The organism is Mobilicoccus pelagius NBRC 104925, from assembly GCF_000247995.1.
Classification (GTDB): domain Bacteria; phylum Actinomycetota; class Actinomycetes; order Actinomycetales; family Dermatophilaceae; genus Mobilicoccus; species Mobilicoccus pelagius.
The window spans coordinates 1-13,281 of record NZ_BAFE01000054.1; the positions used below are offsets into that span (position 1 = coordinate 1).

At 67.9% G+C, this 13,281-nt stretch carries 4 protein-coding genes; 1 reads left to right on the forward strand and 3 read right to left on the reverse strand.

Annotated elements, in window-relative coordinates; genetic code table 11:
* The first annotated feature begins 181 nt into the window (after window positions 1-181).
* Window positions 182-421 carry a hypothetical protein gene (locus MOPEL_RS08625; RefSeq protein ID WP_040633694.1) on the forward strand — a complete coding sequence of 80 codons (240 nt, stop codon included), beginning with the start codon at window positions 182-184 and terminating at the stop codon, window positions 419-421.
* Between the two features lie 769 nt (window positions 422-1,190).
* Here MOPEL_RS08625 and MOPEL_RS08630 read toward each other — a convergent pair.
* Genes MOPEL_RS08630 through MOPEL_RS08640 form a run of 3 tightly spaced genes read right to left on the reverse strand, consistent with a single transcriptional unit; the run spans window position 1,191 to window position 13,221 of the window.
* Window positions 1,191-5,141, reverse strand: coding sequence for an Eco57I restriction-modification methylase domain-containing protein (locus MOPEL_RS08630; protein ID WP_009482506.1), 3,951 nt, complete (start codon window positions 5,139-5,141; stop codon window positions 1,191-1,193).
* Window positions 5,138-8,020: a DUF8741 domain-containing protein gene (locus MOPEL_RS08635; protein WP_009482507.1), complete on the reverse strand. Its 2,883-nt coding sequence runs from the start codon at window positions 8,018-8,020 to the stop codon at window positions 5,138-5,140. The genes MOPEL_RS08630 and MOPEL_RS08635 overlap by 4 nt, the downstream gene beginning before the upstream one ends.
* A complete protein-coding gene (locus MOPEL_RS08640; protein ID WP_040633697.1) occupies window positions 8,017-13,221 on the reverse strand; it encodes a DEAD/DEAH box helicase in 5,205 nt (1,734 codons plus the stop codon). Before MOPEL_RS08640 ends, MOPEL_RS08635 begins: the two co-directional genes overlap by 4 nt.
* Window positions 13,222-13,281 lie beyond the last annotated feature (60 nt).

A 13,281-nucleotide genomic window follows, 5' to 3' on the forward strand; every position in this document is an offset into this window, starting at 1 on the left:
TGATGGGCGCGGCCGCCTCGGCGAGCACCTCGAACATCAGCCGCGTGAGCATCCCCTGCCGCAGCGTCGGCTTACCGTTCGGCAGAAACACGTCCTGGGGCATGGGTTCAGTGTGCCTCCTGCGTGCGAGAAGGACAGCGGGCGCAGCGGATCCGGAACCCGCGGGGCGGGTCGACATCGTGTGGGCGGCAACAGCTCAGCACCGCCGCTTGCATCGAGCGGGCGGCACCTTCTTCGGGATGCCATCGGTCGGGCGGTGCTCGCCAGTGAGGCCATCTGGGCGGCGTGTCTGCTGATCCACTGCCGGGACGAGGCAACGAAGACCTTCTATCTGCGTCACGGGGAGTTCCTGCAGTCGCCCGCGGACGACCTGCACCTCATCCAGCCGATGAAGGCCGCCCGGCGCGTCGTGCAGCCGTGACATCGTCGGCCGATCGCGCCTGCCGAGCGCACTGTGGTCGTGTCGCTCACATCATGGTCACGTCGCTGCTATGTATCGCGGGCACGTCGCTGTCGAGCACCGAAAAGTCCGTCGGCCCGGCGTGCTCGACTCGCCGCCGTACTCCCTACGTTGTACCGGCCCTGCACAGTCGGGGCAGGGGCGTGCGGAGCTGCTGACGCTGCTGGCGTCCAGGGCGGCATCGGGGCCCTCCCAGAGACCAAGGGCCCACCAGCACCATTCCAGAGCGCCGGACAGAGTGGAAACGCAAGGCCGCAGAGCCAACGAGCGGTCGAATTCGAGTTTGCAGTCCATCCGGAACGCCCCGGCGGGCGTGGATTTAGTCTGGGCCGGCCCCGGCAAGTCACCTGCCGGAGGCCAAATCGGGCCGGGGGAGATGTAGAAAATCCCGGTGGGTTCTCCATGCACGTCCGGCGACCAGCTGGAGGTGAAGAAGGGCTTGCCCCCGTTGCGAACGACCACGAGTGGTTGGTGGGCCACGTAGTTGCGCACGTGCCGGAGCCCCAGAAGAATCTTGCCTTGACCATCGCTCGTACGCTCCGCTTCGTAGGACGATCGTCGCCGGCGCAGCTCTTCATCGGCCGACACCAGCCAGAAGACCGACTCTCCCGCGGCCATCTGGGCTGCCTCGACATCGGAGCCCGCCTGATGCAGGCGAAGAATCGAGTTCTCGGCGGCCACGAGGGCCAATTCGAGCGGGTCGCGACCGGTCGGCGCGGGCGGCCACATCTCAGGCCTCCGATCTGCGGGTGCCTGGCGTGTGGGATGCCATTGCGTCGTAGAGGGCGAGGATGCGGGTCTTCGTTACGTACGAGCCGTGATCCCGCTCGTCGTACTTGCGGACCACCGTGAAGCTGTCGAGGACGTGTTCGACCTCGTCCCGGTCCAGGCCGTAGAGATGGAACATCGCCGCGTCGATCTCGGCCATGAGGTGGGCCCGGCGTTCCGGGTTCCACCGGAACGGCACCCCCGGATCCCCGTCCTCCGGGAGGCCGAGCACGTCCCGCGCATAGGGCGCCATACGGCGTGACGTGTACGTGAGTTCCAGGACGCGCGGACGCAGCCACTCCGCGAGGAGTTCCGTGCAAACCCCGGGCAGTGGCTCGCGAAACACAGCAGGTGGCGGCGTGGTCAGCTGTTTGAGGATGAAATAGGTCATCCCCGTGCTGCTCAGCTTCTGTCGAGCGACATAGTCGTGTACTAGTGACGACCATGTGGCCTGTAGCGCAGGCGCGTTCGATGGTGGACTCGGCTGGACGAGAGGCAACTTGTGTCCAACAGCGGAACGTGGAATCGCGCTAGGCACATGGGTCCGCATGTTGCTGGCGTTGGTGATGTCACGCCAGCCGAGGAACCACCCCCGGTCCCAGCGGGTTCCGACGGCGGACTCCACGTCCTTCTCCGCCACCCAGTAACGGGCGCGGGCCTCCTGTTCCCAGTCGCGGTGGGCTTCGTCGGAGAGGCGGGGGAGGGTGCCCTTGTTGAGCTGCGCCTGGGTGGCGCCCTGGTATGTGGAGTAACGATGGTCGTAGTGGTTGAGCATCTTGCCCTCGTACAAGGGGAGCCACCGCCGGGTGTCGTTGACGTAAGCCCACCCGTCGAACGCCGCGCCCTCAGCCTCGAGGTCCTCCGCCGACCGGAAGATGCCTGAGTCTGTCGCCATATTAAAAAGGCCCTGCTTGAAGGTGAGGCCCCACGAGTTCTCGCCCGTCGTCTCGTCGATCAACACGGGGAAGCGGCGGTAGATCTTCAAGGTGATCTCGGCATCGCGGCGCGAACGGAACATCGGCAACGTGCCGGTGTTCGGGTTGAGCATCAGGATTTCGTCCGGCGTCAGGCCGTACCGGCGCTTGCTTGTATCTGCCACATGTCGCGTGTAGAACGCGAGCCGGGCGTCGGAGGATGGGCGCCCACCAGTGATGACCGTGATCGAGAAGCGGATTTGGTTGTGGATGCCTGGGAAGATCTTCGCCTCGTTCTCGAAGTCGTAGAACGTCGCAAGCCGCCGGTGGCGCACCGTGTCGGCGAAGAACGCCGCCGTAGTGGCATCGGTGGCCAGTCCGGTGGGCGCGATGATGCCCATACGGCCCTCTGGACTCAACAGGGATCGGAAAAGCTCGGCGAACACCGCATAGGTGTTGATCTTGCCGCGGGCGACGAGGGGGTACCGGCCTGAGCGCACGAGGGTGTTCTGCCCCGACGCGAAGCGCCGCGCCCGCACGAACTCCTCGTGCAGCAGCGGGTCATCGTGCTGCAAGGCCTCGATCGCCTGCTTGCGCGCGCTGGCATTGCGTGCGCCTGCGATGTGTGGGGCTCGCTGGGCGAAGAACTCCTTCTCCGACATCTGCACGGTCTCCCACGGCGGGTTGCCCACGACCGCTGCGAAGCCGCCGCGCCAGCCGTGTTCGCCGTCGCCGAGGGAGACGTCGAAGATCTCCGGGAACTCCAGGTGCCAGTGGAAGAAGCCGTACTGCGCCTGGAGGCGGCCGACCTCGGCGCGGGTGGTGGCGTCGAGTCGGTCCTCACGGGCAGCCTCGACGGTGGACGTGGTAATCGTCGGGAGGCCCTCGCCCTTGAGCTGCACGAACGCGGCACACCACGTGTCGGCGTGCCACCGCTCCCGGGCCAGGCGGGGATCGTTCTGCGCCTCCTGGTAACGACGCTGCGCCGCGTGCAGCTCGGCGAGCGTCGTCGCGCGCGTGACCTCCGCGCGGCCCACCCGTGAGGAGAACCCGGAACTCAGGCCACCGGTGTCGAACAGGTCGAACTGCCCTCCGTCCTCCTGGGCTTGCGCCTTGCGTTCGTTCGCGTTGCGCTTCTTCAACGCGGCCGTGGCCTTCTTGTCGTCACCCTCCAGGACGACGAACGCGGCGTCGGGCACCCCCTGCGCGAGCAGCGCCGGCGTCGTGCCGAGGAGCGAGTTGCCCACCTTGATGTGCGCGTCGAGGAAGCTCAGCGGGCGGCCCGCCTCCATCGATTCCAACCACAGGCTCACCTTGGCGAGTTCGGCGGCCATCGGGTTGAGGTCCACCCCGTAGATGCACGTCGCGACCACATCGCGCATCGCCTCCGCGAGGTCGCCCGGGGTCGGATCCTGCTCGCCCGAGCGTGCCATCGCCAGCCGCTCCGCGAGGCGGCGTGCCGCGGCCACGAGAAAGTGACCCGAACCACACGCCGGATCACAGACCGTGAGCGCGAGCAGCGCCGACTCCGGGTCCGGAGAGCGCTCCGCCTCGTCGAGCAGAGGCGTGAGGGTCTCGTCGAGCACGAGGTCGATGAGTGAGGAGGGGGTGTAGTACGACCCCGTCGTCTTGCGATCGTTGCCCGCGAGCTGTTCGAGCGTGAACGTGCGGTCGGCCGTGTTCAACCGCGGCACGTATTCGAGCAGCGACTCGTACACACTGCCCAGCTCCTCAGCACCGAGGTTGCGGTAGTCGACGCTCTGTCGAACCTCACCCCTCGGATGCACGACCGACAGGGCCCGCACCGCGTCGAGTAGCGTGCGGTTGCTGAGTCGTGCCGTCAGGAGGAATTCCTCCCCGGTGTCGTCGAACAGGCCGCCGATCCCCGGCAGCGCCAGCTCCGGGCAGCCGCGTTCGTCGCCCAGGCGGGTGATGACGAGACACAGGGCGTCCCACAGGTCCGCGTGCTGCGACCCACGCCGTTGCAGTGCACGACGCCGCAATCGAGCCGTCGAGAAGAAGCGCCGGTACCGTTCCCGCGCCTCCGGGGGTGCCGACGGGTCGAGCAATGCGTCTCTGTCCTCGGCGACGAAGAGGAACAGCAGCCGGTAGACGAGCCGGAGCAGCGCGCGCTGGTACTCCGCTGCCGAAATCTCCGCTGATGCCTCACCCACCCCGACCATGTGTCGCAGCACCGCGTTCTCGGGGTGCGTAAGGAAGCCCGTGCCGAGGATCTGGAGCGCCTCGGCGACGCCGTCACGCAGACTCGCCATCGCGCGCGTCCCGGACGCGGCCGCGACATCGCGCCAGCGTTCCAACCGGCACGTCGCGGGCGGCTCGCCCGGGGTCACCGACAGGCGAGACTCGTGCAGCAGGAGGAACAAGACGACGAAATCGGCGAACGACTCGCCCTCGAACATCGATACGAGGTCGAACTCGACGTACGCCTGAGTCGACAGCGCGGAGGAGTCGCGCAGGAGCCGCAACACCTGTCCGTTGCTCACGACCCCCCACAGATGGTCGTCGCTGCGGTTGAGGAGCTCTTGCACGAGCGCGTGCGGCGCCCGACCCGCCGCCCCCGCCACACCGGGGGTGCGACGGTCGAGGGGCACGTTCCACCCCAGTAGGTGGATCGGCGTCGCGCCCCACACGTGCGAGACCGGGTACGCGGTCCCATCGACGACCAGACCGCCTGTGGGCGTGGGCTGGAGTCGGCCGTAGCCGAGCTCGCGGAACAGGTGCATGAGCCACTGCTCACGAGTGAGGCGCACCGCGGGGTCGGAGGCGGGTAGCGCCGTCACCGCGTCGCGGAACGCCGGCCAGATGCCGGAGAGGTACGTCCACGCCCGGTTCGCCGCCTCACGGGGGCTCTGCCCCGACGGCAGGTGATAGTCGGCGCTCGACAGCCCGCCGAGGGTGGTGTCCCCTTGCCCCACCCGCGCCAGCAAACTCGCCGTGAGCATGCCACCGGCCGTGCGGATCGACGTGGTCGCACTCATGAGGCCCCTCCCAGCACAGGCAGATACACGTAGACCCCCAGAACGTCGACGGGCAGTTGTGCCCGAACGCGAAGCCCCGCTCGGGCCGCCCGCGCGCCCGCACGCACGCGCCGATGACTCTCGAGGAGCTCGACCGCCCGCGCCTGGGCTCGCTCCTCCAGCACCGGAGCGAGCGTGGCCGCCGCGCCGATTGCGCGCTGGGCGAACTCACGCGCCTGATCTGAGGGGATGTTCGCGTCGGCCCGAGCCGTGAGTAGGGCCATCGCCTCCTCATCGTCCAGAAGCGCAGCGTCGGCGGCCGAACCACGGAAGGCGACGACGTCCGCGTCCTCTGCAACGATCTGCCGCACACCCGTCGGCGTGGGCAGATCGAGGTGGAAGCGGTAGCGCAGCAGCAGGAGTGTCGTCCGGGATTCCACGGCTCGAGTTCGCACGACGCCTGCCCGCGTCGCGAGGGGCCGTTCGGCGGCGTTACTGTCCAGGGCCGTGTCGAGGACGAACCGGGCCACCGCCTCCACGGCGCGGTCAGTGCGCGTGAGGAGGGCGTGTCGGCGCGGCACCGGCATCTGCCGGTGGAAGGGCAACGGCTCCGCATGCGAGGGCGGCAACGCGTCGCGGATGCCCGCCGGGAGCGTCCCCGTCGTCACCTCGACCCCGTCCTCTCGTGGCACCACCGACCCGCCGAGCGTCCGCACCGACTCGATGACGAACGGCTCGATCTCCTCGTGCGAGCCGAGCGCCGCCCGCGTGCGTCGTGCCTCCGCCGCGACCTCCTCGGGATGGATCGCCCGTTGAGCGAACTTCGTGCGCGACTCCTTCTCCCGGGCTGCGCTCGACTCCCACTCTCTCGCCAACGCCTCGGTGGCCGTGGTGAACTGCAGATCGAGCTGCAGTTGGTCGGCCCCCGAACCCCGCAGCAGCAAGCCCTCCAAGAGCGCGTTGACCACCGAGTCGGATTCGCTCGGCACTGGCACGCTCACCCCCGTTGCCTTGCTGATGGCCCGATGGCGGCGGATGAGCACGTCCAGCACAACCCCGTCGATGTGGTTGTCCTCGCCGTAGATCGTCAGCGCCCGCACCCGCTGCGCCGTCTGACCGAACCGGTCGACACGACCCTCACGCTGTTCATGCCGCGTCGGGTTCCAGGCGAGGTCGTAGTGCACGACGGCCTGGAACGCGTCCTGCAGGTTGACGCCCTCCGACAGGCAGTCGGTCGCCACCAGCACCCGGTTGCCCCCCACGTCGGAGAGTGCCCGGATCCGCTGCTCGCGCTCGGCGGGTGGGAGCGACCCCGTGACGACGCCGACCTCCGTGTTGCGCCCCAGCGCCTGAGTGAGGTGCTCGCCGATGTACTCCGCCGTGTCGATGAACCGACAGAACACGATCGGGGAGAAGCCGTCGGCGAGCAGGGCCTTGACCTGCTTGGTGAGCGTCTTCAATTTCGTGTCCTGAGTCGGCCCCCGCAGGGCATCGGCCGCCGCCGCCATGTCGCGCAGGCGCCGTCGCCGACGGGTCTCCGCCCCGGTGCTCTGAGCCTCGTCCTCATCGGTGAGTGTGCCCGGAACGACGTCGAGGGCCTCCTGGGCCTCGTCGTCGGCCATGTCGAGCACCGTGGTCCGGCCCAGGATGTCGGCCTCTGCCGCGTCCTGCGCCCCGGCCGCCCGGGAGCGCATCCTCAACGTGGCCGCCGCCGCGGCCGGAGATGAAGCGAGGGCCCGCAACAGGGCGAGCATCGACCACCACCGCACCCGTTGCGCTACCTCCGAGCCGCCTCCCCGCGTCTCCTCGCGGGCGAAGGCGAGCGCCTCGTCGAAGAGAGCGCGGTAAGCAGGGCTCAGTCGATAGGGCACTTCACGGGTTTCGCGGTCCTCCGGAAAGCGGGTCTCCTCCCGGAACCCGCTCTCAGAGGCGATGAACGACCGGATGTCCTGCCGGCGCCGCTGCACGAAATGCCGGGCGAGGTGTTCGCGGCCGGACGGGGTGTCGAGGTCGACGTTCTCCAACGCCGGATCCAGCAGCTCGAGCAGGGCCCGAAATCCCTCATCCTTACCCGAGTGCGGGGTGGCCGTCACGAGGACGAGGTGACGTTTATGGTCGCGCGCGATGCCCCGCAGGAGTTCGTGCCGCAGATGCCGCTGGCGCCCGGCTCCCGGCCCGCCGTCGGAGACCGCCGTGTGAGCCTCGTCCACGATGACGAACTCAGGACAGCTGCGGAGGAACTCGTGCCGTCGCGCATCGGACTTGATGTAGTCGGTCGACACCACGGTGAACGGGTGATGCTCGAACACGCTCGTCCCGAGCGGCAGGTCCCGTTCCAGGCGCCGGATCGTCGACGGCAGCACGAGTTCGGCTTCGATGCCGAACTTCGAGGACAACTCGCCCTGCCACTGCTCGGCGAGAGCCGGGCTGCACAGCACGCACACCCTCTGCACCTCACCCGTCGCCAGCAGCTCGCTCGCGATGAGACCCGCCTCGACCGTCTTACCGATGCCGACGTCGTCGCCGATGAGCAGACGCACGGCCTCCTGACGCAGCGCCATCATCAGCGGCACGAGCTGGTAGGCCCGTGGCTCCACTGCGATCGACGCGAGCGACCGGAAAGGGCCCGCCGAGCTTCGGAAACCCAGCCGCAACGCCGTGCGCAGCAGACCCGCGTTCGTCGCGTCAGCAAGATCGACCTCAGGATCCGGCAGTGGGTACGAGGCGGATTCCACCTGCTCCAACGCCGTGTGGAGGCCCGCAATCTCGTCGTCGCCGCCTCCGAGCGGGCGCAGCACGAGGAACTCAGCGGTGCTCTCGGGCATCACCGCCCACTCCCGACCGCGCGCGCGGACGAGGGAACCGACTGCGAACGTGGGGGCGGTCGTCTCGGTCGTCATCGTGTCTCCTCTCCTGCGCGGGGGGCGCCGAACACGCTCGGATGCCGCCGCACGATGGCCTCCCACTCGTCCTCGGTACCGAACCGCACGACGCTCCAACTCGCGTCGAGCAGACGTTCCTCAGCCGCCTCGCCTCGTGCGTCCGAATCTGCAGTGGCCGTATCCCCACCGCCGACGAAGACCGCCACAGGGTTGCCCGGCAGGTCGTAGACGAGATCGGGCGTCGCCTGGGCATCCGCCACCGTCGTGCGGCCCCGGTCGGGCAGGCGCGAGCCGCGACCATCGAGCCAGCGGACCAGTCGACCCGCCGGCGACGTGGGGTCCAGCCCGCTCATGCCCGCACGCTGCTCTGCTCGCGTGGGCGGGGCAGGCACGACGGTCACCGTGGCCCGCATGAGATCGAGAAGTGTCGGTACAGCCCGATGACGATCGATGAGAGCGTGCTCACTCTGATTGCCGTACGACAACAGACAGTCGTAACACCCGAGCTCACACCGCTCGCGGGCACCCTCGGCCTGCCCCCGATCCTCGCCCGTGTCCGGATCGACGTGGACGATCTCCAACGACCGGCGGGCCACCCGCGCGAGTGCCTGCGGTTCCGACACGAGCCGTCGGAGAGCGCCTGCACCGCCCTCGGCGGCTTCGGTGAACAGCATCCGTCCCCGGTGCTCGAGATCCGGAAGATCTTGGCTCGTCAACTCTCCGTCCTCGAGCTGGAACTCCGCCTCGGCGCCGCGCTCGAGTGCGTACCGCAACGTGGTAGCCGTCGAGTCGTCCACGCCGGCGGTCATGCGCAGCACGAGGATGTTGCGGCGGTCCTCTACGTAGGGGATGACCTGGACCAACCGATGGGGCTCCACATCGGCGCCGGTGCCCTCGGCATCGACGGGGATCGAGCCCTTCTCGCCCGGAACGTTCTTCTTGGGCTGCCACGTACCTGTGACCCCGTCCATCCAGAACCCGCGATCCGCGGCGTCACTGCGTCGTCGGAGGCCCACGTTGGCGACGCGGATCGTCGCGCTATCCCCGTACGTGAGGTGCATCATCGGGCGGCCATCCGCCTCTGCCACCGCGACGAGACGCCCCGAGCGTTCCCCGTGCTCGGCGAAGCGGTAGCTCGTCTCCAGCTCGAACCCCGACTTGCGCCGTTCCTCCTCATCGCTGCTGATGCGCTCCCGGCGCCGCGTGAACACCGTCTGTAGCCGCAGGAGCCCATACGTCTTGCCGCCGAGGCGGGTGCCACAGTCGTCGCACACATCCGTGCCCACGGCCACCGGGTGGTGATACCCACACGAGCCGCACCGCCGCGCCTCCTCGGTCCGCACCGTGCCGGACGAATCCGACCCCTCGGGCAACTGGACCCGGTGCACCTCGTACTGGGCACCCTCGTGGTAGATCAGGGCCTTCGGTCCGAACTCGCGGATCGCGACGAACCGCGGACGCTGAAGGTACTCGCCCTCGTCCGAACGGCGGCCTCCCCGCTGGCCGGGAACGTAGGCCGCAAGCGGAAGGCGAGGGAAGGAGTACCCGGGCAGGAAGCCCTCCGACGCGAAGTAGCGGTAGGAGTAGAAATCACTCATGTTCCGGCCGGTGTCCTCGTTGCCGAGGATGAGGAGCTGATGCCGTGCCTGAGCCGCGCGTGCCGCCGCACGGTTCCGATCCTTCGCGCTCGCGCGCGTGTCGATCGCCAGGCGGTTTTGCACCTCGTATTCGCGTGTCGCGGTTCGGTAGAGGCCCCGCCACCGGTCGAGCGCAGTGTCGAGCGCGGTCGCGGCGCCGCGCACCTGATCGGCGACCCACCCCTCGTACCACCACGGCGCAGGCTCCGCCCAGGTCTGCCGCACCTCCTTCACCACCTGATCTGCGGCGCGGATCGCCGGGGGCTCGACATCCGCATCGGTGAGGCGGTTCCAGATCTCCGGATGGATTCGGTACCGGTCGCCGTCGTCGGTCTGGGCGAGGTCCGTGAGGCTCGACGGGAGAGCCACTCCGGTCTCCGCCAGCCAGACCGCGTGGACGTGACTGCGAACGAGGTCCTCGTTGGCGAGATCGAGCCGCGGGGGAGTGACGGAGCCCGCGACCATCTCACGAGAGCGGCGGAAATAGTAGGTGTCGTGCGCGTTACCCGTGGCGCAATACGTCGTCACGAGTGCGGGCTGTCCGCTGCGGCCTGCGCGGCCCGATCGCTGTGCGTAGTTCGCGGGCGTCGGGGGCACGTTGCGCAGCCCCACGGCGTTGAGACTGGCGATGTCGACGCCCAGCTCCATCGTGGGGGAGCAGAACAACATGGGCAGAACGCCCTCACGGAACTCCGACTCGCGCTCCTCACGCAGCGGCGCGGGAACCTGCGCCGTGTGTTCCAGGGCACGCAGACCCATCATGGATGCGGCCACATCGCGATAGAGATCGCGGAAGTAGGGGTTGGCGCGCGGCGCCTCATCCTTGGTGACGGTTCGACGCAACCGGTCCTCGGCGCCGTGTGTGCCGTCGCCCGCCCGCCATCTCACCGCTGAGGCCTGCAGGCGGTAACCGGACACGCCCTCTCGCTCGGTGACGGCCGTGACGAGGCCGTTCTCGGCCATTACCTCGAACAGCTCGACGATGGCCGCCTGGGTCTCGTCGACGCTCAACCCTCCAAGCCCTCGCTTGGGATCACGCAGATAGCGCCCGAACGCCGACAATCCCGAGACGAACAGATCAGTGCGGGCCTTACGAGGGGTGCTCTTTGTGGGGTAGACCGTGCCGGCCTCGGCCACCTGCTCGCCTTCGGCGATACTCCACGGACCCATCAGATGCTGGCGCGAGTCACGCTGGAGGCGTTCGAAGCCCTCAGGGGAGAGGCAATCGACGTCGATGGCGAGAACGCGACGCATCTCGTCGAGAAGGATCTGGCACAGGTCCTTGCGCATCCCCGGATCGGCATCGCGGAGAAACGGTTTCTTGCGCCAACTTTCCGTATCGGCCGCGATCTCGTCGAGGTCGATGTATTGCACCCGCAACAAGCCGGTCTGCTCGAGGTTGGGCATCGTGATGCGCCACCCTCGCTTGAGATCGGTGTAGAGGCGATATTCCACGACGGCGCGTAGCGCCGCGAATGCGGCCTCCCGTTGTGAGAACTTCGCCCGGGGGTTCGCGGCGAAGTCCGGCAGGTCGAGGCCCAGGGCATCCGTGACGTACTGCGCCACGCTCTCGTGCCGCAAGCCATCGGTGTGCTCCACCATCGCCCGGTACAGAGCGCCTCGAAGCTGCGCCACCTGCACGAAGTCGTTGAAGTGACCCGCCTGCAGCGACGCGTCCTGACGGTTGTCGACGAAGGTCAACAACTTGCGGGCATCCGGCGCCAGCTCACTCTGTGGCAGCGAGCGCAAGGATCTCACGATCGCCGAGTTGATCACCGAGACGGCCGAGGACCGCCCTTCGCGGTCGAGGCTGGCGAGTTTGGAGTAGTCATTGCCGCGCACGTGTTCGTAGGAGACGCGACACGCCAGGCAAAAGGCGAACGGCGTCGACATGAACCACGCGCGCAGTCCTTCGCCGATGGGCAGAAGTTCCCCGTCGAGCCCGACGCCGACCTCTTCGGGCGCGTACTTCCGTTTGTTCTCCGCCAGCTGTGGCAGACTCCCGTCCTCGACGATCCAATGATCCGGGAAACGCTGCTCGGCGACTGGATTATCTGGCCATGGATACGTGGACGATACGTACAGATACCCGGTGACGGCGTCTCCACCCGACGCGTCGGAATCCTGTCGGTTGACGAACATGCGGCGCCCGTCGCGGGTCACCTGTGACACGACCAGGTACTCTTGACCGCATTCGCGGCAGAATCCTAGGGGAAGTAGAGACTTCTCCCGATGCCCAGGCACGCGCTGCTGGTAAGTGCTTGTGATGTGGCGTACGTCCTCGGGCTCCAGAGAGACGTACACGGTGTCTCCCTTGGAGATGAACTGGTGAAGACGGAATGCGAACAGCGGACGGCCGGTCTGGGGGTGCCGCGTGCGGGAACCCGCAAGGAAGACAGCCCTGATCGCCTCCGCGGCCTCCGCCGCCGAAAGATCGGTTAGGTTCGACAGTGCGGCGGCCGCATCTGGCACCGTGACCGGCACTCGTCGAACGAGATGCTCACCGTCGCGGTCGAGGCCAAACGTCGTCTCGACCCACGATACGAGGGGGTCGGCGGCCATTTCTGTATAACCGGTATCCGCGCTTCCATCCCGCCACGCGCGCGCAGCGAGTGCGATCGCGGAGACGTCGGGCTCCCTGTCATCCGTCGTCCGTGTGAGCGTCTCCCCGATGACATGCTCGGGCAGGACGTAAGCACCGAAAAGGCGGGACGCGACATCGGCCACCGCCCTCTGCCGGTCGGGAATCGACCCCCCGGAAGCCATCGTCGCCGACGTACCGATCACTTGCAGGTTCGTGCCCCCACACGCCTGACGCAGACGACGGACCAGGAGCGCGACGTCGGCGCCCTGCCGGCCGCGGTAGGTGTGCAGCTCGTCGAGGACGAGAAACCGCAGCCCGCGGGATGCCTGGATGAGGGCCTGCCGCTCCTTCGGGCGGGTGAGGACCAACTCGAGCATGACGTAGTTGGTCAGCAGGATGTCGGGCGGATCTGCGAGGATCCGGCGGCGGTCTTCTTCGCTCTCCTGACCCGTGTACCGCTCGAACGTGACGGGGCCGCCGCCCGGATAGCCATAGGAGAGGAACTTCTCCAGTTCGCCGCGCTGACTGTTCGCCAGGGCGTTCATCGGATAGACGACGATCGCCTTCACCCCGGGCGGCGCGCCCGCATCCTTTGCCCGGAGTACCGCGTCGACGATCGGCACGATGTAGGCGAGGGACTTGCCCGAACCCGTGCCCGTGGTCAGGACGTATGAACGTCCCGTCGCCGCAGCGGAGATGGCCTCACTCTGATGGCGGTGAAGGGTGAGGGTCTGAGTTCCTGTGTCTGAGGGCGCGGCTTTGACACGGAAGATGCGCTCACATTCCGTGTGGAGAATCCCGGCGGACACGAGGTCGGTGATCGTGCCGCCGGTGGCGAAACTCGGGTTGACACTGACCCATGGTTCGGGCCACTGGTCTCCGGTCTCCATGAGCGTGTCGAGGTGGGCTCGGATGCGGGCGTCACGGGGCGTCGCGAACGACGAGGTGAAAGATCGGTACTCGTCGACGACCTCACGCCGCACGGCGAACACGTCCACGGTCGCGTCTACCCCCTCCGAAATGTTCTGAAGGACAGCATGACACGCGAAGGCGGCCCT